At 45.9% G+C, this 24,848-nt stretch carries 13 protein-coding genes; 2 read left to right on the top strand and 11 right to left on the bottom strand.

The genetic code is table 11. From position 1 onward, the window contains the following. Positions 1-48 precede the first annotated feature (48 nt). The 3 genes from N39L_RS11270 to N39L_RS11260 all read right to left on the bottom strand — a co-directional run bounded on the left by N39L_RS11270 (position 49) and on the right by N39L_RS11260 (position 2,920). Positions 49-1,425 carry an ABC transporter substrate-binding protein gene (locus N39L_RS11270; protein ID WP_006620128.1) on the bottom strand — a complete coding sequence of 459 codons (1,377 nt, stop codon included), beginning with the start codon at positions 1,423-1,425 and terminating at the stop codon, positions 49-51. A 225-nt stretch (positions 1,426-1,650) separates the two neighbouring features. After that, positions 1,651-2,181, bottom strand: coding sequence for a phosphate-starvation-inducible PsiE family protein (locus tag N39L_RS11265; protein ID WP_006620127.1), 531 nt, complete (start codon positions 2,179-2,181; stop codon positions 1,651-1,653). 28 nt (positions 2,182-2,209) lie between these two features. After that, a complete protein-coding gene (locus N39L_RS11260; RefSeq protein ID WP_006620126.1) occupies positions 2,210-2,920 on the bottom strand; it encodes an NAD-dependent epimerase/dehydratase family protein in 711 nt (236 codons plus the stop codon). A gap of 48 nt (positions 2,921-2,968) precedes the next feature. On the opposite strand from N39L_RS11260, the gene N39L_RS11255 reads away from it, so the two are divergent. Next, positions 2,969-3,982: an AEC family transporter gene (locus tag N39L_RS11255; RefSeq protein ID WP_014275252.1), complete on the top strand. Its 1,014-nt coding sequence runs from the start codon at positions 2,969-2,971 to the stop codon at positions 3,980-3,982. Here N39L_RS11255 and N39L_RS11250 read toward each other — a convergent pair. From N39L_RS11250 to N39L_RS11220, 7 genes are all read right to left on the bottom strand, one after another. Continuing rightward, the gene (locus N39L_RS11250; RefSeq protein WP_014275251.1) at positions 3,968-5,197 is read right to left on the bottom strand and encodes a lactate racemase domain-containing protein; all 1,230 of its coding nucleotides are present in this window, start codon (positions 5,195-5,197) and stop codon (positions 3,968-3,970) included. The genes N39L_RS11255 and N39L_RS11250 overlap by 15 nt on opposite strands. A 2,665-nt stretch (positions 5,198-7,862) precedes the next feature. Next, the gene (locus tag N39L_RS11245; protein WP_014275250.1) at positions 7,863-9,887 is read right to left on the bottom strand and encodes an SBBP repeat-containing protein; all 2,025 of its coding nucleotides are present in this window, start codon (positions 9,885-9,887) and stop codon (positions 7,863-7,865) included. Positions 9,888-9,920: 33 nt separating this feature from the next. Then, a complete protein-coding gene (locus N39L_RS11240; RefSeq protein WP_014275249.1) occupies positions 9,921-10,124 on the bottom strand; it encodes a hypothetical protein in 204 nt (67 codons plus the stop codon). Positions 10,125-10,449: 325 nt separating this feature from the next. Then, positions 10,450-12,849 carry an SBBP repeat-containing protein gene (locus N39L_RS11235; protein WP_014275248.1) on the bottom strand — a complete coding sequence of 800 codons (2,400 nt, stop codon included), beginning with the start codon at positions 12,847-12,849 and terminating at the stop codon, positions 10,450-10,452. Positions 12,850-13,591: 742 nt separating this feature from the next. Continuing rightward, positions 13,592-16,246: a DUF4347 domain-containing protein gene (locus tag N39L_RS11230; protein ID WP_014275246.1), complete on the bottom strand. Its 2,655-nt coding sequence runs from the start codon at positions 16,244-16,246 to the stop codon at positions 13,592-13,594. 1,317 nt (positions 16,247-17,563) lie between these two features. Beyond that, positions 17,564-17,698 carry a hypothetical protein gene (locus tag N39L_RS11225; protein WP_286133283.1) on the bottom strand — a complete coding sequence of 45 codons (135 nt, stop codon included), beginning with the start codon at positions 17,696-17,698 and terminating at the stop codon, positions 17,564-17,566. A gap of 111 nt (positions 17,699-17,809) precedes the next feature. Beyond that, positions 17,810-19,486, bottom strand: a complete 1,677-nt coding sequence (locus N39L_RS11220) for a bluetail domain-containing putative surface protein (RefSeq protein ID WP_014275244.1) — start codon at positions 19,484-19,486, stop codon at positions 17,810-17,812. A gap of 333 nt (positions 19,487-19,819) precedes the next feature. Here N39L_RS11220 and N39L_RS11215 point away from each other — a divergent pair, with 333 nt between their 5' ends. After that, complete coding sequence (locus tag N39L_RS11215) at positions 19,820-19,945, top strand: hypothetical protein (RefSeq protein ID WP_286133282.1); 126 nt, start codon at positions 19,820-19,822, stop codon at positions 19,943-19,945. A 207-nt stretch (positions 19,946-20,152) separates the two neighbouring features. Here N39L_RS11215 and N39L_RS11210 read toward each other — a convergent pair whose 3' ends face one another. Further along, positions 20,153-24,847: a Calx-beta domain-containing protein gene (locus tag N39L_RS11210; protein ID WP_014275242.1), complete on the bottom strand. Its 4,695-nt coding sequence runs from the start codon at positions 24,845-24,847 to the stop codon at positions 20,153-20,155. Between the last annotated feature and the right edge of the window lies 1 nt (position 24,848).

Below are 24,848 nucleotides of genomic sequence, written 5' to 3'. Positions count from 1 at the left end.
ACCTCTCGCTATAACCTGATTTGGGTTAGCATGGTGGGCTGTGGACTATTATTGCTCCCACTTGGTGAAAATAGCCTCAATTTCAGCGATCGCCCGATCCGCTGCCTGTTCTGGTGAGATACCATCAGCTACAATAGCACGGATAACCTGACCCCAAATATTATCCGATAGCACTTGAGAATAAGCCGGATTAAATGATTGTGCAAATGGCCTAGCTTGCTGATATTGCTGAACAGACGCTGAAATATGCGGATCTTCGGGATTTGTCCAAAATGGATCTTCTAATAGTTTTGGCATTACCGGAAAATAGCGTCCTTGGGCACCCTGAAGATAGGAACCTAAGTTCTCTGGTTGAATTAGATAGGATAGTAGACTTTTGGCTTGTTCGTGATTGGGGGACTCTTTAAATATAACAACCATTTTGACACTGGAAACGGAATTAAGGCGATCGCCATTTAGTGTGTTGGGCCAGTCTATGGTGACTAAATCTTGAAAATAGGTCTGGGTATCCTGACGCTGGGAACCGGGAATTGATAGGGATGGATTAGCGGTTAAAATTGAATTTCGACTCAGGAAAGAGATGTTATTATCAGGATTTGCCCAGTCGATGGCACTAGGGGGAACATAGCCATCTTTATAAAGGTTGGTGTATTCGGTCAGGGCGTTAATCAAGCCTTGACGCACCCGGGGTTCCCTAACTTGCAGTTTTCCTGTGGGGCTAATTAATTGTACATTGTGGGCTGTTAAAAATTGCTCAAAGGTGAAGTAGGTATCACTGGCGGCGGGGGACATGGGGAAACCAAAGGCATAGATATTTTGCTGACCCTGGGAACGTAATTCGTCTTGAATGTCTTTCCAAAATTGCCAAAATCCCTCCCAGTCTTGAGGAATGCGATCGCTACTAAATCCCGCTTGTGCTACTAGGGGTTTCCAGTAGTGAATATGAATAGTTTGCTGGCTGAGGGGGGCTGCATATTTTCCGGTTTGTCCAGTTTCGGCGTTTTTGTATGCTACCGATTCTAGGGCTTGCGGATCGTAAATGCTTCGCAGAGGATTAATTATATCGGATAGATCAACCAGTTGATTATCCCACGCTAAACTAGGTATTAAGGTTTCGACTTTGCCCGTGCTAAACAACAGGTCGGGAAGATTAACTGCAGCGATCGCATTCTGGGTTTCTGTCAGCATATCTCCATCACTGTAGAACGTCAATTCTACCCGATTTCCGGTCTCATTTTCCCACTCCCTTACTAATCTCTCGATTTCTTGAGTTTCTTCTGGATAAAACCCCTGTTGCCACCAAACCCTAAATGTCCTATCCCTAGCACCAGAACCCACAGACGATGGGGAGGTGTTACAGGTCACTACCCCTAATGATAATAAGAATAGGAGACCATACTTAATAAATTCTTGGCGTGTTTGCATGGTAAAATACTACCTACAACTATTGTGGAAACTTATCTCATAACTGTATCCAATTTTACCACGGAATCTATTAAGATTATCAACATTTGATCAGTTGACTGGATACGATAGCTGCTGGGGATTATCCCTAATTATTTAGTGAAGTTATCTTAACAGATATTAAGATATATAAAAATGGATGGTTACTGAATTTTAACCAACTGTCGAATTTCGATTAAATTAATGTTAATCATGTTCCTGGTCTTCCTCATCATCGGGGCGAGATTTTCGAGACTTGTTAAACCTTTTATTTTTGATGGCAATATCTTCATTCATAGTCCGAATTAACCAATAACTCGCAGCCAAAGCTAAACTCGCACCTGCCAAAGCCACCACATCTATTTTTTGATATTTATTGGTGTCAAAAATGATAATCTTTCGGGAGACAGCAATTAAAGCTGTCACCACGACTAACTCAACTTGAACAATATGCTTTTTTAAATAAGCCGTGATATTTTCCAACAACTCCAAAGCAATTAAAATATTCAAGAATAGCCCAAAAATCTCGATTAAAGTGGCATCAAAAAACCCGGTTGGTTTGGAGGTAAATAAATCCGTCAACAACACCCGAATCAAATCAACCAGAGAAACGATGATCACCAAAATTAAAGCCACCGACAAAATTTTAGAGACGCAATTCTCTACCCAGTGAATCATCCCTAAAAAATTCTCGTCTTTAAACTGATTTAAAAATCTGAGAAACCTTTTTTTAAACATTGATTAATTTCTGATATAATGGGGAAATTTAGGAGTTAGTATTCCTGTTTAATTCGGCATTGTCTTGGGGCTGATAGTCGATTAATTGGCGGGCATTTTCAATGTCCCAAATCCGATTAGTATTGTTAGAAACCCCATAAAAAATCTGAAAACCCAAATCTTGATGATCTAGGGATTTTTGCACCAATTGCGCCAAATCTCTGGGACTACACCAAGTTTTCCAACTGCGATCGCTATTAGGATATGGCAAAAACGAACCAATCCGCAAGCAAATAATCGACATCCCATATTGGTCTACAAAAAACTGCGCCAACGCCTCCCCAAAAGCCTTACCAACCCCATATAAAGAATCAGGTCTCACCACCATTTCCGGGGTGATATCCGACTCCCCAATCACTTCTCGCCACCCGGAAACATGATTACTACTAGCATAAATTAACTGCTTTATCCCCACTCGTCTCGCCGCCTCAAACACATTATAAGTTCCCGCAATTCCCCCCTGATAGACATCTTCCCAAGGCTGTTGTACGTCTGGGTTACTCGCCAGATGAATTACCCCATCAACCCCCTCCATAGCCTGGGAGACCGCCTCAAAATCAGCAATATCCGCTATGATGACCTCATCAGCATCAGAAATCGGTTTAAGATCCAAACATCGGAATTGATAACAGCCAGCTAACAATTCTCGAAGCGATCGGCCAATTTGTCCAGCCGCACCCGTAATCAGAACCTTTCGCATTTCCCTTGTCAACCAGTCAAATCCAGTCTATTCTAGCATTAACCTGTCATGATTTTAACTATATTAGAAAATCCAATTGTTAGATTATACATCAATTTAATTGGCTGGGCTTTACTAGGATTTATACTCGGTAAAAAACTCCCCGCTAGTACATCTAAGTATTTAGGCCAGTTTCTCTATTGGATTGGTGTTCCCCTCGGCATCATTGCCTTTATGCGGGGAGTTGATATCTCTGGATATATTTGGATTTCCCCTATTGCTGGATGGGTTGCCATATTGGTTGGGGCAATTTTTGCGCGTTTTTGGATGGAATTAGAAATCAGTGATGAACGCATTAAAGCCATAGCTTCAGGTATGGTTGACCCCCGCCATGTAAAACCAGATCAACCCATCCCAGAAACCGCCTGGACTCAACCAACCCAAGGCAGTTTTTTACTAGCTATGATGGTAGGAAATACCTCTTATTTAGGGTTTCCTGTAGTCCTGTCTTTAATTGGTCCTGAATACTTTTTATGGGCGGTTCTTTATAACACCCTCGCCACCAGTCCCGGACTCCACGGCATCGGCTATATGATTTCGGCTAATTATGGGAATAATCCCCTAGCACAACGTCGTAAAAATCCACTACAAATTATTTTTGGAAATCCGGCTTTATGGAGTTTTGGGTTTGGCTTTTTTTTCCGCCATGTTCCCCTTCCAGACCTGGCAGAAAATGCTTTAAGAACTTCGGCTTGGTCTATTGTTACCTTAGCTATTATTATGATTGGCATTCAACTTAGCCAATTAGGGAAACTGCAAAAATTCAGCCAAGCCTTGATTTGTCTAGCCATTAAAATGATTGTGGTTCCCTTGGTAGTAGGTACAGGTTTGATGTTTTTTGGAGTGACAGGTTTACCCAGATTAGCGATTGTTCTCCAAATGGCTATGCCGCCTTCTATTGCTACGGTAATTTATGCGATCGCCTATGGTCTGGATAAGGATTTATCCGTAGCTACGGTGGCTTTAGGTTCGGTGGGTTTATTAATGACAATACCTATGTGGTTATGGCTATTTTCGCCTTAAAATTAAATCGGTAGCATGGTAAACAATAGCATCAAATTCTGAGGTTTCTAAACTGGCTGGGTCGCGATAACCTAAATTAATGCGATCGCACATTTTCTCATCAATATATTCTGATGCTAAAAATACCTTAATTCGCTGTAAATGCTGACCCACCCGAATTAAATGACTAGCCACTAGGGGATTATTTAACTCTCCCGAATTAACCCATTTTTTCACCTGTTCAGGAATAGCATAACCGAATTGATTAATAATATCGCCGTGGGTGGCAGAAATCCCCTCAGCTAACCTTCCTCTCACCACCAAAATTCCCCCATCTCTGACAATATCTGCACAGTTATAAACCGCTTTAGCAGCCTGCCAAAAATCCGCACTTTTATCATCCACAATAGCCAGCAATTTATCGCAGGGTTCAACAGTTTTTAAAAACAATTTAGCACTAAGTGCGGCCGCCTGACGATAGGAAGATTGTAAATCACCCACAAACACATCAACAATACCAGTGGGAAGGGTAACAAAGTTAACCGAAACCAAAGTAGCCGGAAATGCTTGAGTAGCTAACTCCCCCACTTGCGCTAATATATCCCTAATGGGATTATCCACTTTTGCCATAATTTCTTCCGTAGGGAACAGATTACTTTTCCAGTGGGTGTAATCAATTATGGCTTGATTAGCAATTCCCGGACAAAGATATTTTGTCCCCCCAGAAAATCCCACAACTCGATGAGGAAATACACTCCCAAAACACATCACGACATCCTGATTAATCATCACCCTATTTAACTTGACAGTGACCCCATCAATTACGCCAATTTCGACTAAATGACTATCATCAAAGGCATGATGATTTAACAGGTTAATATTTTCAGCTTCCCTAGGGGATATTCCCAATTTATTGAGCATTTCTGTCTCGGTCATCGGTCGATGAGTTCCCAAGGCAAATATTACGGAAATCTCCGGGGATGAATGTCTGTGCAGAAACCTTAATAATTGGGGGAAAAATAGGTTAATAGGTGTGGAACGGGTGACATCTTCACAGATAATCAGAAGGCGATCGTACTGTTGATTTAGGGATAATAAATAATCGGTGATTTTGCCGATAATGGCATCAACCGAAATCAGCTCAACTGGTTCTAGGGTGATAATTTTCATATTGATTTGAATCTCAGCAATTAGCGCCATCATACCATCAACAATAGTAGGTTGGGTGCAACCCAACCCTATCAATCAACCCCTTCTCTACCCCCTCACCCAACCCGCCCCAAATCACCTGTTTCAGCCATCCTTAAAAAAACTCCCAAAATCCCAGGTTTTCCCCTTGACAAATCCCCCAAATTGACCTACCATTAAAGAATGGGAATCTGTGCCGACATATATATGGGTTTATTCAGATAGTCAATCCATCAACAATAGTAGTTGGGTGCAACCCAACCCCCTGTCAATTTGACTGGTGGGGAAAACCATGGTGGCGTTGGGTTTCGCTGCGCTACACCCAACCTACTTATGGGAAACTGTGAAGACATATATATGGGTTTATTCAGATAGTCAATCCATCAACAATAGTAGGTTGGGTGCAACCCAACCCCCTGTCAATTTGACTGGTGGGGAAAACCATGGTGGCGTTGGGTTTCGCTGCGCTACACCCAACCTACTTCTGGGAAACTGTGAAGACATATATATGGGTTTATTCAGATAGTCAATCCATCAACAATAGTAGGTTGGGTGCAACCCAACCCCCTGTCAATTTGACTGGTGGGGAAAACCATCGTGGCGTTGGGTTTCGCTGCGCTACACCCAACCTACTTCTGGGAAACTGTGAAGACATATATATGGGTTTATTCAGATAGTCAATCCATCAACAATAGTAGGTTGGGTGCAACCCAACCCCCTGTCAATTTGACTGGTGGGGAAAACCATGGTGGCGTTGGGTTTCGCTGCGCTACACCCAACCTACTTCTGGGAAACTGTGAAGACATATATATGGGTTTATTCAGATAGTCAATCCATCAACAATAGTAGGTTGGGTGCAACCCAACCCCCTGTCAATTTGACTGGTGGGGAAAACCATGGTGGCGTTGGGTTTCGCTGCGCTACACCCAACCTACTTCTGGGAAACTGTGAAGACATATATATGGGTTTATTCAGATAGTCAATCCATCAACAATAGTAGGTTGGGTGCAACCCAACCCCCTGTCAATTTGACTGGTGGGGAAAACCATCGTGGCGTTGGGTTTCGCTGCGCTACACCCAACCTACTTCTACTTCTGGGAAACTGTGAAGACATATATATGGGTTTATTCAGATAGTCAATCCATCAACAATAGTAGGTTGGGTGCAACCCAACCCCCTGTCAATTTGACTGGTGGGGAAAACCATCGTGGCGTTGGGTTTCGCTGCGCTACACCCAACCTACTTCTGGGAAACTGTGAAGACATATATATGGGTTTATTCAGATAGTCAATCCATCAACAATAGTAGGTTGGGTGCAACCCAACCCCCTGTCAATTTGACTGGTGGGGAAAACCATGGTGGCGTTGGGTTTCGCTGCGCTACACCCAACCTACTTCTGGGAAACTGTGAAGACATATATATGGGTTTATTCAGATAGTCAATCCATCAACAATAGTAGGTTGGGTGCAACACAACCCCCTGTCAATTTGACTGGTGGGGAAAACCATGGTGGCGTTGGGTTTCGCTGCGCTACACCCAACCTACTTATGGGAAACTGTGAAGACATATATATGGGTTTATTCAGATAGTCAATCCATCAACAATAGTAGGTTGGGTGCAACCCAACCCCCTGTCAATTTGACTGGTGGGGAAAACCATGGTGGCGTTGGGTTTCGCTGCGCTACACCCAACCTACTTCTGGGAAACTGTGAAGACATATATATGGGTTTATTCAGATAGTCAATCCATCAACAATAGTAGGTTGGGTGCAACCCAACCCCCTGTCAATTTGACTGGTGGGGAAAACCATGGTGGCGTTGGGTTTCGCTGCGCTACACCCAACCTACTTCTGGGAAACTGTGAAGACATATATATGGGTTTATTCAGATAGTCAATCCATCAACAATAGTAGGTTGGGTGCAACCCAACCCCCTGTCAATTTGACTGGTGGGGAAAACCATGGTGGCGTTGGGTTTCGCTGCGCTACACCCAACCTACTTCTGGGAAACTGTGAAGACATATATATGGGTTTATTCAGATAGTCAATCCATCAACAATAGTAGGTTGGGTGCAACACAACCCCCTGTCAATTTGACTGGTGGGGAAAACCATGGTGGCGTTGGGTTTCGCTGCGCTACACCCAACCTACTTATGGGAAACTGTGAAGACATATATATGGGTTTATTCAGATAGTCAATCCATCAACAATAGTAGGTTGGGTGCAACCCAACCCCCTGTCAATTTGACTGGTGGGGAAAACCATGGTGGCGTTGGGTTTCGCTGCGCTACACCCAACCTACTTCTGGGAAACTGTGAAGACATATATATGGGTTTATTCAGATAGTCAATCCATCAACAATAGTAGGTTGGGTGCAACCCAACCCCCTGTCAATTTGACTGGTGGGGAAAACCATGGTGGCGTTGGGTTTCGCTGCGCTACACCCAACCTACTTCTGGGAAACTGTGAAGACATATATATGGGTTTATTCAGATAGTCAATCCATCAACAATAGTAGGTTGGGTGCAACTCAACCCCCTGTCAATTTGACTGGTGGGGAAAACCATGGTGGCGTTGGGTTTCGCTGCGCTACACCCAACCTACTTCTGGGAAACTGTGAAGACATATATATGGGTTTGGGGAGCATAAAGGCGATCGCATTTTACAGCCCATCTCATAACCAAGTAGCTAAACCGAAAGCCGCCCAACCATCACCTACGCCCAACCGAAGATATTATCATCTTCTAAACTCACATTAGTAACCCCTTCCAGGATACCCACAAGTTGGTCAGAACCCGCTTCATAAATAGCAGTACCATCATTAAATCCGTTGGGTATTGACCCAATTTCATAGTCATCAGGGCTACCCAGCAAAACCACCATATCCTGATTTACCTGAAAGTCAGTTACTATGCTGTAACCTTCTCCCGGAAGCATCACCAAAGTATCATTTCCCTCCCCTCCCACCAGAGTATCCGCACCTTTTGCACCTCCAAATAGGATATCATTACCCTCGTCTCCAAACAAAATCTGATTACCATTACCTGCTACCAACGTATCATTCCCCTGACCACCATAAATAGAATCATTACCGTCGCCTCCAAATAGGATATCATCATCCTTATTTCCCAATAGCATATCATCCCCCTCCCCAGCAACTAGGATATCATTACCCTGACCACCAAAGAGAGTATTATTTCCCTGGGAAACCTGGAGCAAATCATCACCTTGAAAACCCAGCAAAGTTTCATCAGATGCCGTCCCGATAATTACATCATTCTGGTCACTACCAAACCATTGATTAGGCACAGGTTGAGTAATCGAGCCTTGATTCTCCCCTGGCAAAACTCCCGTAATTTGAGGCGGGAAACTCTCGAAATTAATGACTTGATGAATTTCTGGTCTCCCCGGTGTGTCAGTACCATCTACTATCAACCTACTGATAAAGGCATCTAACCCACCATTATTGGTTTGTCCATCTAGGTCGCCCGAAGTCCAGCCCGCCACATAAATCGACCCATCACTACCCGTGGTCAGGGCTGATGCCTCCTCAGTCCTATGGGTTCCCAACAGGCGCGTCCAGTCTTTAGTGCCATCAGGCTGGAACCTGCTGATAAAGGCATTAGCACCACTACTATTGGTTTGTCCATCTAGGTCGCCCGCAGTATAGCCGGCCACATAAATCGAGCCATCACTACCGGTGGTCAGGGCTGATGCCCGGTCAGTCCTAGGGGTTCCCAACAGGCGAGTCCAGTCTTGAGTGCCATCAGGCTGGAACCTGCTGATAAAGGCATCTTCCCTACCACTATGGGTTTGTCCGTCTAGGTTGCCCCAAGTCCAGCCCGCCACATAAATCGAGCCATCACCAGCGGTGGTCAGGGCATGAGCCACGCCCCTACCACTGGTTCCCAACAGGCGCGTCCAGTCTTGAGTGCCATCAGGCTGGAACCTACTGATAAAGGCATCAGAAAGACCACTATTGGTTTGTCCATCTAGGTCGCCATAAGTATAGCCGGCCACATAAATAGACCCATCACTACCGGTGGTCAGGGCATTAGCCCCGTCCCAACCACTGGTTCCCAACAGGCGCGTCCAGTCTTGAGTGCCATCAGGCTGAAACCTGCTGATAAAGGCATCGCGCTCACCACTATTGGTTTGTACATCTAGGTCGCCCGCAGTATAGCCGGCCACATAAATCGAGCCATCACTACCGGTGGTCAGGGCATGAGCCCCGTCAAAACTACTGCTTCCCAACAGGCGCGTCCATTCTTTAGTGCCATCAGGTTGGAACCTACTGATAAAGGCCTCAAACTCAGCATTATTGGTTTGTCCATCTAGGTCGCCCCCAGTCGTGCCGGCCACATAAATCGAGCCATCAAGGCCAGTGGTCAGGGCTGATGCCCGGTCCAAATGACTGGTTCCCAACAGGCGCGTCCAGGCTTTAGTGCCATCAGGCTGGAACCTGGTGATAAAGGCATCATAAAGACCACTATTGGTTTGTCCGCCTAGGTCGCCATAAGTATAGCCCGCCACATAAATCGAGCCATCACTACCGGTGGTCAGGGCATTAGCCTTGTCCTCCTCACTGGTTCCCAAAAGGCGCGTCCACCCGAACTCTGGCGGCGCGGACATCTGTACTGCTACTGGGTCTCCTTCTACCCCACTTAATCCCAGTGGGGGCATGAAATTCTGAGAATCTGATGATTCAAAAATATGGAATATTTCGCTAGTATTGTTCATTAGGATATCCCCTCCAATGGAGCCATGAAGATTTCATACCTGATTGGTATTTACATGGCTCACGACAATTATACTTGGCTCCCCATATAACCTCCCACCGGACTTGTTGAAAAAATGCGATCGCACCCTTTCCCAGAACTCCATCAACCCGCCCCCAATCAACAGTTTAGGCAATCCTAAAAACATTCTAAAAATCTCAGTTTTTCTCTTGACAAATACCGGAGCTTGACCTACCATTAAAGAATGGGAATCCGTGCCGACATATATATGGGTTGATTCAGATAGTCAATCCATCAACAATAGTAGGTTGGGTGCAACCCAACCCTATCAATCAACCCCTTCTCTACCCCCTCACCCAACCCTCCCCAAATCACCCGTTTTAGCCATCCTTAAAAAAACTCCCAAAATCTCAGGTTTTCCCTTTGACAAATACCCGAACTTGACCTACCATTAAAGAATGGGAATCCGTGCCGACATATATAGTGGATTTCTCAGACCATAAATAAGTGGGGTCAAATAGCCTTCAACCCCACCTGATAAATAGGAACTTAATTCCCCAGAATTAAACTACAAAGAAATCCTCAACCGGAATCTCCCCGAAACCTGGTAAATCCCCCGTATATCCAGTGATATTTATCACCAAATCATTCCGGGGCTGAAAACCAGGAACATTATCATTAATCACCAGATAAGTGCCGCGAATATCCCCATGGGTCGCCCTGACCAATGCAGCACTATTAGGTTCTAATCGCTGTCGTCCGGCTTGTCCGCCATCAGCATTACCAAATACCTGATTAACCAGCCTTCGCAGGTTAGGAGCATTGCTATTTCGAGCGCGGGTAAAATTCTCAGGAGCCCCGATATCCCGTCCGCGTCGGTTCAGCAGGTCAATTTTATCAGTACCGATGTCAAAATCTGTAATATGGTCAGGAGCCGCTACCCTCGACTCTCCCAACCCGAACACAAAGATATCAGCACCAGGACCACCGTTAAGGGTGTCGTTACCAGCACCACCGATTAAAGTATCACGACCCCCACCACCAACGAGGCTGTCATTTCCCAGACCTCCATCTAAAAAGTCATTACCTTTTCCACCGATTAAAGTATCATTACCTGCTAATCCATAGATGGTGTTATTATCAGGGGTTCCTCGCAATAAATCATTGCCACGAGTACCCCTAATTGTTTCTGGTTCCGGTGTGGGTTCTGGTGTTTCAGCACCATCTATTGTCAACTTGGCGATAAAGGCATTATAGTGGCAACTACCATTGGTTTGTTCACCTAGGTCGCCCCCAGCATAGCCCGCCATATAAATTGCTCCATCCCTACCCGTGGTCAGGGCATAAGCCATGTCATCCCCATTACTGCTTCCCAACAGGCGCGTCCAGTCTTTACTACCATTGGACTGGAACTTGGCGATAAAGGCATCATCCCTACCACCACTATGGGTTTGTCCATCTAGGTTGCCAAAAGTCTCGCCCGCCACATAAATAGACCCATCACTACCCGTGGTCAGGGCATAAGCCCCGTCCCAACTACTGGTTCCCAACAGGCGCGTCCAGTCTTTAGTGCCATCAGGCTGGAACTTGGTGATAAAGGCATCAGCATCACCACTATGGGTTTGTCTATCTAGGTTGCCTTGAGTCGAACCCGCCACATAAATCGACCCATCCCTACCTGTGGTCAGGGCATCACCCACGTCAATGTCACTGGTTCCCAACAGGCGCGTCCAGTCTTTAGTGCCATCAGGCTGGAACTTGGTGATAAAGGCATCCCACACACCACTATTGGTTTGTCCATCTAGGTCGCCCAAAGTCCCACCCGCCACATAAATCGACCCATCACTACCGGTGGTCAGGGCATAAGCCCCGTCCCTATCACTGGTTCCCAACAGGCGTGTCCACTCTTTAGTGCCATCAGGCTGGAACTTGGTGATAAAGGTATCAGCGTCACCACTATTGGTTTGTCCATCTAGGTTGCCTTCAGTATAGCCCGCCACATAAATCGACCCATCACTACCGGTGGTCAGGGCATTAGCACTGTCCCAATCACGGCTTCCCAACAGGCGCGTCCAGGCTTTAGTGCCATCAGGCTGGAACTTGGTGATAAAGGCATCCTGCCAGCCACTATTGGTTTGCCCATCTAGGTCGCCCCCAGTATAGCCCGCCACGTAAATCGACCCATCCCTACCAGTGGTCAGGGCATTAGCCCCGTCCCTATCACGGCTTCCCAACAGGCGTGTCCAGTCTTTAGTGCCATCAGGCTGGTACTTGGTGATAAAGATATCAGCGTCACCACTATAGGTTTGTCCGTCTAGGTTGCCTTCAGTATAGCCCGCCACATAAATAGACCCATCCCTACCAGTGGTCAGGGCATAAGCCTCATCATCCAAACGGGTTCCCAACAGGCGCGTCCAGGCGAACTCTGGCGACCCTGACATCTGTACTGCTACTGGTTCTCCTTCTACCCAGATTAACCCCCAATCATTCTGATTCCTTAACCCAGTGATATCAGATTCACTCAACGCTTCCCCATTCACTAACCGCATAAATAACTCTCCCTCATCTCCAGGGGAGTCAATTTCGTTTAGCTGAGAATCCAGATAATGCCCGAATTCCTCGGTTATCACATCCACCAGTTTCTCACTGTGAATGATGGCATCGGATAAATACACCCTACCCGTCACTGAGTCAAAAGCCCCATCAGCACCATTCATCGAGGTAGCCGAAAGCACTATCATCTCTGGTGTGTCTCCCTGAGTGAAAGCCTCAATGATGGTCGCACCTAATTCCACATCCGTAGATGCACCGAAAGCTGTTTGTAAATCTGCCTGAAAATTAGCCGAGGCGAGAAACTCTGTTAATTGCTGGTTAACCTGAGTTAATGCTGCTGTCAGTGGCAGCAAGGGATGGGGAGAATCTGATGATTCGCCAATATCGGACATTTCGCTAGTATTGTTCATTAGGGTATCCCCTCTCCAATGGAGCCATGGGAATTGCACACCTGATTGGTATTTACATGGCTAACGACAATTATACTTAGCTTCCCATATAATCTCCCACACGAATTGTTAAAAAAAGGCGATCGCACCCTTTCCCAGAACTACCTAAAACTCTAAAAATTCCAGGTTTTTCCCTTGACAAATACCGGAAATTGACCTACCATTACAGAATGGGAATCTGTGCCGAAATATATATGGGTTTATTCAGATAGTCAATCAGGTTCACCTATTAGTAACTCAACCCCCCTGTCAATTTAACTGCTGGATAAAACCATCGTGGCGTTGGGTTTCGCTGCGCTACACCCAACCTACTTCTGGGAAACTGTGCCGACATATATATGGGTTTATTCAGATAGTCAATCCATCAACAATAGTAGGTTGGGTGCAACCCAACCCCCTGTCAATTTAACTGGTTGATAAAACCATCGTGGCGTTGGGTTTCGCTGCGCTACACCCAACCTACTTCTGGGAAACTGTGCAGATATATATAGGTTTGGGGAGCATAAAGGCGATCGCACTTTTCCAAACACTCCCTAAAACCCCAAAAATCCTAGGTTTTCCCCTTGACAAATACCCGAACTTGACCTACCATTAAAGAATGGGAATCCGTGCCGACATATATAGTGGATTTCTCAGACCATAAATAAGTGGGGTCAAATAGCCTTCAACCCCACCTGATAAATAGGAACTTAATTCCCCAGGATTAAACTACAAAGAAATCCTCAACCGGAATCTCCCCGAAACCTGGTAAATCCCCCGTATATCCAGTGATATTTATCACCAAATCATTCCGGGGCTGAAAACCAGGAACATTATCATTAATCACCAGATAAGTGCCGCGAATATGACGATTAGTTGCTCTCACCAATGCAGCACTGTTAATTCCTAATGGTTGGTCGCCTTCTCGGTCTCCATTGGCATCTTTAAATACCTGATTAATCACAGCCGGTAGACGGCGACCCTTATTATTAGCAGCACGGGTCAATCTCCTGGGGGGATTCATTTCCTCCCCGTCCTGTTTCAGTAGGTCAATTTTATCAGTACCGATGTCAAAATCTGTAATATGGTCAGGATAAACCCTCCTCTTTGCCTGCATTACCCTCGATTCCCCAAACCCGAACACAAAGATATCAGCACCAGGACCACCGGTGAGAATATCTTGACCCGCACCACCGTTGAGGGTGTCGTTACCAGCACCACCGATTAAAGTATCACGACCCCCACCACCAACAAGGCTGTCATTTCCCGGACCTCCATCTAAATAATCATTACCAAAGCCCCCCATCAGGGTGTCGTCTCCACCTAGTCCCTTAATCGTGTCGTGACCGTCTAATCCCAATAGCAAATCGGCATCGCGGGTTCCGGTTAAAGTATCATTGCCAGCAGTGCCTCGAATCGGAACAACTGAGTCAGGCGCAGCGGTCTCAAATTTAATGATATAAGAAGTACCCATACTTCCGGTAGAAACCAGGTCAGCAGTACCGTCCCCGTTAATATCTATGCGGCCAGAGAAACCACCTCTAGCATAGACATTCCCAGCATCATCTACGGCGATACCATTGCCAGAGCCCCAATTTCTTTCCCCAATACTTTCTGCCCAAACCAAAGTACCATCACCGTTGAATTTGGCAATATAGGCACCCTCTTCCCATCCCGCAGAAACCAGGTCAGCAGTGCCGTCCCCGTTGATATCTATGCTGCCAGAGAAACTACCTGTAGCGTAGACATTCCCAGTACCATCTACGGCGATACCAGGGTCGATGTTAAAGGGTCCGCCCCAATTATTTAGCTCAATGCTTTGTGCCCAAACCAAAGCACCATCACGGTTGAATTTGGCAATATAGGTATCCTCCGCCCATCCCGCCGAAACCAGGTCAGCAGTGCCGTCCCCGTTAATATCTATGCTGCCAGAGAAACTACCTTTAGCATAGACATTCCCAGCACTATCTACGGCGATGCTATTGCCATAGTCGAAATAATCACTTCCGTTCCCAATACTTTCTGCCCAAACCAAAGTACCATCAGCGTTGAATTTGGCAATATAGGCATTCCCCCACCGTCCCGCCGAAACCAAGTCAGCAGTGCCGTCCCCGTTGATATCTATGCGGCCAGAAAAATCACCTGTAGCATAGACATTCCCAGCATCATCTACGGCGATACCATTGCCAGAGTCCCAATTTCTTCCCCCAATACTTTCTGCCCAAACCAAGGTACCATCACGCTTGAATTTGGCAATATAGGCATCCGTGTTTCCCGCCGAAACCAGGTCAGCAGTGCCGTCCCCGTTGATATCTATGCTGTCAGAAAAATTACCTGTAGCATAGACATTCCCAGCACCATCTACCGCGATACCATTGCCAGAGTTGTAATCACTTCCCCCAATACTTTCTGCCCAAACCAAAGTACCATCACGCTTGAATTTGGCAATATAGGCATCCGTGTTTCCCGCCGAAACCAGGTCAGCAGTGCCGTCCCCGTTAATATCTATGCTGCCCCTGAAACGACCTGTAGCATAGACATTCCCAGCACCATCTACCGCGATACCATTGCCAGAGTTGTAATCACTTCCCCCAATACTTTCTGCCCAAACCAAAGTACCATCACGCTTGAATTTGGCAATATAGGCATCCGTGTTTCCCGCCGAAACCAGGTCAGCAGTGCCGTCCCCGTTGATATCTATGCTGTCAGAAAAATTACCTGTAGCGTAGACATTCCCAGCACTATCTACGGCAATACCACTGCTAGAGTACCAATCACCTCCCCCAATACTTTGTGCCCAAGCTAAATTGTAATGGAGTACCCCACTATAGGTAGCCATCACCTCTGTAGACAATACTGGAGATGCAGATATCCCCCCAATATTGACACCTAAATTCCAACTGCCACCCCGTTGCTTATTTCCGGTTAAGCTATCGGTAGCTGCTAAGTTACTACCCAGAACTTGGTGCAGGGTGTTGACGAATTTTCGCCCTACTTTTTGGGCGGCTACTTCGCATCCGTAGAGAATCACCTGGCTACCAACACCCAAGGCTTTTCGCCATTTTTTGAACTCCGGGGTATACTTTCCTAGGGTAGCTAGGTTGACGATACTATTGCCTAAATATAGACATCCCGGAGAACCGTGGCAGAGTAGATGCAGTTGTTCAATTTCGGTTTCTGTTGCTAGAATATCGCTAATTTGTTGCACTCCATTCCCCTGGCTATCTAACACTAGCACCTGGGCGGTGGGAATCACTCCTGCTACTAACAGAGAGTAATCCTCTAGGGCGCTATCGATAATCACCAGTAGCTTGGGCTTAAACGCCTCCCTGGTGGTAGGTTCTGTTGGCTGACTGTAACTGAGCGGTTCACTATTCATAGGTATCACCTGGAAATTAGTTGCCGATAATTGGATAGCCTCTGAGTAACTCTATCAACTAAATATTAAGAAAATGTGAAGTCTTGAAACGGATATTGATAGCTTTCATTCTAACTGACTCTGGCTCTTTGAGAACTGAAAAATGATCAATATTTGTAAAGTATAATTTCCGGTAAATACCCAGGGTTATCCGTATGAAGTTAAGAAATGCGATCGCTTTTCATTTTGAGCCACTACCAGCCGACATATATGGGAGTTGGGCGACCAGGGAACAACCACCCCACCACATCAATTAATCCCCTATCAACTAACCCCTTCTCGACTCCCTCACTAAACCATCACCAATCACCAGTTTAGGCAATCCTCAAAAACACTCCCCAAATCCCAGGTTTTCCCCTTGACAAATCCCCGAACTTGACCTACCATTAAAGAATGGGAATCTGTGCCGACATATATATGGGTTGATTCAGATAGTCAATCAGGTTCACCTATTAGTAACTCAACCCCCCTGTCAATTTAACTGGTTGATAAAACCATCGCGGCGTTGGGTTTCGCTGCGCTACACCCAACCTACTTCTGGGAATCTGTGCCGACATATATATGGGTTGATTCAGATAGTCAATCAGGTTCACCTATTAGTAACTCAACCCCCTGTCAATTTGACTGGTTGATAAAACCATCGCGGCGTTGGGTTTCGCTGCGCTACACCCAACCTACTTCTGGGAATCTGTGCCGACATATATATGGGTTGATTCAGATAGTCAATCAGGTTGAGGTATTAGCGGATAAAACCATCGCGGCGTTGGGTTTCGCTGCGCTACACCCAACCTACTTCTGGGAATCTGTGAAGACATATATATGGGTTGATTCAGATAGTCAATCAGGTTGAGGTATTAGCGGATAAAACCATCGCGGCGTTGGGTTTCGCTGCGCTACACCCAACCTACTTCTGGGAATCTGTGAAGACATATATATGGGTTGATTCAGATAGTCAATCAGGTTCACCTATTAGTAACTCAACCCCCCTGTCAATTTAACTGGTTGATAAAACCATCGCGGCGTTGGGTTTCGCTGCGCTACACCCAACCTACTTCTGGGAATCTGTGCCGACATATATATGGGTTGATTCAGATAGTCAATCAGGTTGAGGTATTAGCGGATAAAACCATCGCGGCGTTGGGTTTCGCTGCGCTACACCCAACCTACTTCTGGGAATCTGTGAAGACATATATATGGGTTGATTCAGATAGTCAATCAGGTTGAGGTATTAGCGGATAAAACCATCGCGGCGTTGGGTTTCGCTGCGCTACACCCAACCTACTTCTGGGAAACTGTGCAGATATATATATAGGTTTGGGGAGCATAAAGGCGATCGCACTTTTCCAAACACTCCCTAAAACCCCAAAAATCCCAGGTTTTTCCCTTGACAAATACCCGAACTTGACCTACCATTAAAGAATGGGAATCCGTGCCGACATATATAGTGGATTTCTCAGACCATAAATAAGTGGGGTCAAATAGCCTTCAACCCCACCTGATAAATAGGAACTTAATTCCCCAGGATTAAACTACAAAGAAATCCTCAACCGGAATCTCCCCGAAACCTGGTAAATCCCCCGTATATCCAGTGATATTTATCACCAAATCATTCCGGGGCTGAAAACCAGGAACATTATCATTAATCACCAGATAAGTGCCGCGAATATCCCCATGGGTCGCCCTGACCAATGCAGCACTATTAGGTTCTAATCGCTGTCGTCCGGCTTGTCCGCCATCAGCATTACCAAATACCTGATTAACCAGCCTTCGCAGGTTAGGAGCATTGCTATTTCGAGCGCGGGTAAAATTCTCAGGAGCCCCGATATCCCGTCCGCGTCGGTTCAGCAGGTCAATTTTATCAGTACCGATGTCAAAATCTGTAATATGGTCAGGAGCCGCTACCCTCGATTCCCCAAACCCGAACACAAAGATATCAGCACCAGGACCACCCGTGAGGATATCTTGACCCGCACCACCGTTGAGGGTGTCGTTACCTTTTCCGCCGATTAAAGTATCACGACCCGGACCACCAACGAGGCTGTCATTTCCCGGACCTCCATCTAAAAAGTCATTACCTTTTCCGCCGATTAAAGTATCGTGACCCGCACCACCAAGGAGGCGATCGTTTCCCGGACCTCCATCTAAAAAGTCATTACCTTTTCCACCGATTAAAGTATCATTACCTGCTAATCCATAGATGGTGTCATTACCAGGGGTTCCTCGTAATAAATCATTGCCACGAGTACCCCTAATTGGTTCTGCTTCCAGTGGTTCCGTTGGTGCTACGGGTATTTCCGGTGGTGTCGGTATGGGTGGTTCCGGTGGTTCCGGTGGTTCCGGTGGTTCGGGCTCTGCGGGGGACTCAACTATCCAATCTTGTTGGACGTTTTCCGAATCCACCACAACTCGATAATTGGCTGTATCTGTTTTACCGTCTCCATTCCAATCACCCGAAAAAGTTACTGTATAGGAGGTATTTGGATGAACTTCTAAGCTATAACCCCCCGAATCCCAGGTTGTGGTGGTGAATACCTGACTATTATCGTTGGTATCAACGGCTTTAACCGTTAGTCCACCAATACCTTCACCAACTGTATAGAAGTTGTCCTCAGTCACAGTATCACTATAAGCCACACCGAGAATAAAGGGTCCCCTGTCACTGGAATAGGCAAAATTCTGGGTAGTCCAAACCGAATTAAAAGTCAAACCACTATCACTACAGGTAAAATCTCCTTCTAGGGAAGCCAGTCCAACCTCCCGGAAATCAGCGTTCATTAAGTTCTCACGATGACCTGTAATTGACTGAAAAAGTAGTTCATAGTTCCTCTGAACTCTCTCGGTAAAGTCAATATCTCCAGTGCTTCCAGACCTAGCAATATTTTCACCACTGCTCGATGATCCAAAAACTGGAAAGGAATAACCAGCGATCTCCATACGATCGCGAGGCTTTGTACCATCAGGACAATCATGAGCGAAATAGTTATCATCCAGCATAGACTGGCTGTGGGTTTCCGCCGCTGCATTCAGGTTTAGGTTGAATACTAAAGGTTGTTTTGGTTCAGTGGTAATTGTCCCCGCCGCAATTCCTTGATTGAGATCTCCATCCAGATATAGATTAGCTTCACCTTGAGGCGATCGCCGACCACGGTTGATCAATTCCAGCATATATTGGTCTTGAGCAGAAGGATATCTAATAGCCATGTTATTGTCACTCCTTGCGATAGTTGTAGATGATTGATGAGCAATGATTCCCTCATCAACCTGTTATACCAACCCGATCACATTACGAAAGCTATCAGTAACACCTATCCGCTTATCAAAAACAGACGGTTGTTCACTGCCTCAATTCAGTCGATTCTGAATCTGTCTTCAATCCCATCCCTCACACTGGGCGGACTCACCACTAAATTAGTTTATCGCTCAAGCTGTCTAGCCGTAAGTTTTATGGGCGCTATTACTTAATGATTATAGCTGGCTATCAACTCGCATTTTATACCTAATTATTTTCGGGTTAGCGTGGTTCACAAAATTGAGATGCCATTACGCACTCAAATCAGAGGCTTACATACTCCTCTAATTTCTATTCTATTTCACCCCAAATGGAACGTCAAGTCGGCATCCCTTCCCAAAGGCGATCGCCTCCTCCTACTCTCCTGCTAATCCCACGCACATCAACAGTTTAGGCAATCCTAAAAAAACTATAAAAATCCGGGGTTTTTCTCTTGACAAATACCCTAAATTGACTTACCATTAGATAATGGGAAACCGTGCCAACATATATATAAGGGGTTTGAGCCACCACCCCCGTTTCTGGGAAGGGGTGATGGTGAGTAGGTGGGGTTAAAAAATCACCCCAACCCACATCATTTAACTAATCAAGTTAATACTCAATCTGTACTTCGTCCGATCGCTAACATGGGGATGTACCCGCGCATAGTAAATTCCCGGTTCTAGGTCTCGTTGCATAATAGTTTCTGCCTGAGTACCTGGATTATTAGATTGGTCTATCAACTCACCCCCGCTACCCAACAATTGCAGGTTAGCATTGGCCACTAGGTCATCAAGGTTGATTGTGACAGTACCGGGACGAGTCAGTCTAAAGCGGTAATAATCATTGACATCACGCTTTCCTGATTTAATAAAGCCGATTTGGTCCGTCCTAACGATTTCATCAGTAGTAAGGTTGCCAAGCACAACGGGGTTCCTCAAAGTATTACCCCGTTCTGGGTCATCGTCATCAAGAATAGTACCCGTAGCTTTACCCCGTTCCAACTCGGCATTTTGTGGGTCACTGAGAATTACCTGAAAGGTTTCATCCGGTTCGACTTTGGTATCTCCAAACACCGGAACTCTGATCACCCTTTCCGTTTGACCTCTGGGAAAAATTAGCTCTCCCCTAGTTCGCTCATAGTCACGGTCAGCCACCGTAGCCGTGCCATCAGCCGTAGCATAATTAACTCTCACGATTTGGTTACTGGGACTGTCGAGAGTTACCTTAAATTCCGCAAAACTGCGACCGCGATTGCCTTCCATTATTTGGGTGTCTGCAATGGAGATATTGGCACTAACGAGTCCATCATCATTAAGAATAGTACCCGTAGCTTCATCCCGACCCAAGTCGGCATTTTCCGGTTCACTGAGAATTACCTTAAAGGTTTCATCGGGTTCGACTTTGGTATCCCCAAACACCGGAACTCTGATCACCCTTTCCGTTTGACCCCTCCGAAAAACTAGCTCTCCGCTAGTTGGCTCATAGTCACGGTCAGCCACCGTAGCCGTGCCATCAGCCGTAGTATAACTAACTTTCACAGTTTGGTCACTGGGACTGTCCAGAGTTACCTTAAATTCGGCAAAACTGCGACCGCGATCGCCTTCTATGATTTCCGTATCTGCTATAGACATTTCGGGCACATCATCATTAACAATAGTGCCTGTAGCCCGTTTATTAACTAGAGTCACATTTTGTGGTTCACTGAGAATTACCCTAAAGGTTTCATCCGGTTCGACTTTGGTATCTCCAAACACCGGAACTCTGATCACCCTTTCCGTTTGACCCCTCGGAAAAATTAACCGTCCGCTAGTTTCCTCATAGTCTTCGTCAGCCACCGTAGCCGTGCCATCAGCCGTAGTAAAATTGACTGTGATAATTTTGTCACTAGGACTGTTGAGAGTTACCGGAAATTCCGCAAAACTGCGACCGCGATCGCCTTCGGTGATTTCCGTATCTGCTATAGACATTTCGGGCACATCATCATTAACAATAGTGCCGATCGCTTCATCCCGACTCAACTCGGCATTTTCCGGCTCACTGAGAATTACCTTAAAGGTTTCATCGGGTTCGAGTTTGGTATCCCCAATCACCGGAACTCTGATCACCCTTTCCGTTTGACCCCTCCGAAAAACTAGCTCTCCGCTAGTCGGCTCATAGTCTTCGTCAGCCACCGTAGCCGTGCCATCAGCCGTAGTATAACTAACTTTCACAGTTTGGTCACTGGGACTGTCCAGAGTTACCTTAAATTCCGCAAAACTGCGACCGCGATCGCCTTCCATGATTTCCGTGTCAGAAATCGAAATTTGTGCGATATCGTCATTAAGAATAGTACCCGTAGCCTGTCGATTAGCTAAAGTCACATTTTGTGGGTCACTGAGAATTACCCTAAAGGTTTCATCCGGTTCGACTTTGGTATCTCCAAACACCGGAACTCTGATCACCCTTTCCGTTTGACCCCTCGGAAAAATTAGCTCTCCTCTAGTTCGCTCATAGTCTCGGTCAGCCACAGTAGCAGTGCCATCAGCCGTAGTATAATTAACTCTCACAGTTTGGTCACTGGGACTGTTGAGAGTTACCTTAAATTCCGCAAAACTGCGACCGCGATCGCCTTCGGTGATTTCCGTATCTGCTATAGACATTTCGGGCACTATCATATCATCATTAAGAATAGTGCCGATCGCTTCATCCCGACTCAACTCGGCATTTTCCGGTTCACTGAGAATTACCTTAAAGGTTTCATCGGGTTCGAGTTTGGTATCCCCAATCACCGGAACTCTGATCACCCTTTCCGTTTGACCCCTCCGAAAAACTAGCTCTCCGCTAGTCGGCTCATAGTCTTCGTCAGCCACCGTAGCCGTGCCATCAGCCGTAGTATAACTAACTTTCACAGTTTGGTCACTGGGACTGTCCAGAGTTACCTTAAATTCGGCAAAACTGCGACCGCGATCGCCTTCGGTGATTTCCGTGTCAGAAATCGAAATTTGTGCGATATCGTCATTAAGAATAGTACCCGTAGCCTGTCGATTAGCTAAAGTCACATTTTGTGGGTCACTGAGAATTACCCTAAAGGTTTCATCCGGTTCGACTTTGGTATCTCCAAACACCGGAACTCTGATCATCCTTTCCGTTTGACCCCTCGGAAAAACTAATCGTCCGTTAGTTGGCTGATAGTCTCGGTCAGCCACCGTAGCCGTGCCATCAGCCGTCGTAAAATTGACTGTGATCATCTGGTCACTAGGACTGTTGAGAGTTACCTTAAATTCCGCAAAACTGCGACCGCGATCGCCTTCGGTGATTTCCGTATCTGCTATAGACATTTCGGGCACTATCATATCATCATTAAGAATAGTGCCGATCGCTTCATCCCGACTCAACTCGGCATTTTCCGGTTCACTGAGAATTACCTTAAAGATTTCATCGGGTTCTACTTTGGTATCCCCAAACACCGGAACTCTGATCACCCTTTCTGTTTGACCCCTCGGAAAAATTAGCTGTCCGCTGGTTTCCTCATAGTCTTCGTCAGCCACCGTAGCCGTGCCATCAGCCGTAGTATAATTAACTCTAACAGTTTGGTTACTCGGACTGTCCAGAGTTACCTTAAATTCCGCAAAACTGCGACCGCGATCGCCTTCCATGATTTCCGTGTCAGAAATCGAAATTTGTGCGATATCGTCATTAAGAATAGTACCCGTAGCCTGTCGATTAGCTAAAGTCACATTTTGTGGGTCACTGAGAATTACCCTAAAGGTTTCATCGGGTTCGACTTTGGTATCTCCAAACACCGGAACTCTGATCATCCTTTCCGTTTGACCCCTCGGAAAAACTAATCGTCCGTTAGTTGGCTGATAGTCTCGGTCAGCCACCGTAGCCGTGCCATCAGCCGTCGTAAAATTGACTGTGATCATCTGGTCACTAGGACTGTTGAGAGTTACCTTAAATTCCGCAAAGCTGGGACCGCGATCGCCTTCGGTGATTTCCGTATCTGCTATAGACATTTCGGGCACATCATCATTAACAATAGTGCCGATCGCTTCATCCCGACTCAACTCGGCATTTTCCGGTTCACTGAGAATTACCTTAAAGATTTCATCCGGTTCGAGTTTGGTATCCCCAATCACCGGAACTCTGATCACCCTTTCTGTTTGACCCCTCGGAAAAATTAGCTGTCCGCTGGTTTCCTCATAGTCTTCGTCAGCCACCGTAGCCGTGCCATCAGCCGTAGTATAACTAACTTTCACAGTTTGGTCACTGGGACTGTCCAGAGTTACCTTAAATTCCGCAAAACTGCGACCGCGATCGCCTTCCCTTATTTGGGTGTCAGAAATCGAAATTTGTGCGATATCGTCATTAAGAATAGTACCCGTAGCCACTGCATTAGCTAAAGTCACATTTTGTGGGGCACTCAGAATTACCCTAAAGGTTTCATCCGGTTCGATTTTAGTATCCCCAAACACCGGAACTCTGATCATCCTTTCCGTTTCGCCTCGCGGAAAAATTAACCGTCCGTTAGTTGGCTGATAGTCTCCGTCAGCTACCGTAGCCGTGACATCAGCCGTAGTAAAATTGACTGTGATAATTTTGTCACTGGGACTGTTGAGAGTTACCGGAAATTCCGCAAAACTGCGACCGCGATCGCCTTCGGTGATTTCCGTGTCTGCTATAGACATTTCTGGTAACAAGTTGGCAGGATTATCAATTACAATATCTTCATTAGCTTCTACCTCAACCAACCCACCCAAAATCATTACTCGGTCATCTTTATTCCTCAAATAAGTTAGATCAACTTCACTCAATACCTCCCCATTCACTAATCGCATGAATAACTCTCCCTCATCCCCCGGAGAGTCAATTTCATTTAATTGGGAGTCTATATAATGCCCGAATTCCTCCGTTATCACATCTACCAGTTTCTCACTGTTAATTATCGCATCCGATAAATACACCGTACCCGTCAGGGAGTCAAAACCGCCATTAACACCATTCATCAAGTCCGATGACACTACTATCATATCTGGGAGTTGGCTACTCTCAGCTAAAGCCTCAATGATAGTTGCACCTAATTTCACATCCGTATATTCACCGAAAGCAGTTTGTAAATCTGCCTCAAAATTAGCTGAGGCGACAAACTCTGTTAATTGTTGGTTAACCTGAGTTAATGCCGCCTCTATTTCTACTGCTGCTGTCAGTGGTTTTACGGATACATCACCCATGAATCCCAGTGAGGGTAAGGGATTCAGATAGTCCGGTGGATCTGGTACTATCATATACAATGCTTCGCTAGTATTTTCCATG

It is taken from the genome of Limnospira platensis NIES-39 (genome assembly GCF_026000695.1).
GTDB lineage: Bacteria > Cyanobacteriota > Cyanobacteriia > Cyanobacteriales > Microcoleaceae > Limnospira > Limnospira platensis.
This window is presented reverse-complemented; position numbering and strand designations above follow the sequence as displayed.

Coding starts and splice junctions, on each gene's coding strand:
- N39L_RS11270 (WP_006620128.1), bottom strand. CDS start 1,425: ATGCAAACACGCCAAGAATTTATTAAGTATGGTCTCCTATTCTTATTA.
- N39L_RS11265 (WP_006620127.1), bottom strand. CDS start 2,181: ATGTTTAAAAAAAGGTTTCTCAGATTTTTAAATCAGTTTAAAGACGAG.
- N39L_RS11260 (WP_006620126.1), bottom strand. CDS start 2,920: ATGCGAAAGGTTCTGATTACGGGTGCGGCTGGACAAATTGGCCGATCG.
- N39L_RS11255 (WP_014275252.1), top strand. CDS start 2,969: ATGATTTTAACTATATTAGAAAATCCAATTGTTAGATTATACATCAAT.
- N39L_RS11245 (WP_014275250.1), bottom strand. CDS start 9,887: ATGAACAATACTAGCGAAATATTCCATATTTTTGAATCATCAGATTCT.
- N39L_RS11240 (WP_014275249.1), bottom strand. CDS start 10,124: ATGGTAGGTCAAGCTCCGGTATTTGTCAAGAGAAAAACTGAGATTTTT.
- N39L_RS11235 (WP_014275248.1), bottom strand. CDS start 12,849: ATGAACAATACTAGCGAAATGTCCGATATTGGCGAATCATCAGATTCT.
- N39L_RS11230 (WP_014275246.1), bottom strand. CDS start 16,246: ATGAATAGTGAACCGCTCAGTTACAGTCAGCCAACAGAACCTACCACC.
- N39L_RS11225 (WP_286133283.1), bottom strand. CDS start 17,698: ATGGTAGGTCAAGTTCGGGTATTTGTCAAGGGAAAAACCTGGGATTTT.
- N39L_RS11220 (WP_014275244.1), bottom strand. CDS start 19,486: ATGGCTATTAGATATCCTTCTGCTCAAGACCAATATATGCTGGAATTG.
- N39L_RS11215 (WP_286133282.1), top strand. CDS start 19,820: ATGCCATTACGCACTCAAATCAGAGGCTTACATACTCCTCTAATTTCT.
- N39L_RS11210 (WP_014275242.1), bottom strand. CDS start 24,847: ATGGAAAATACTAGCGAAGCATTGTATATGATAGTACCAGATCCACCG.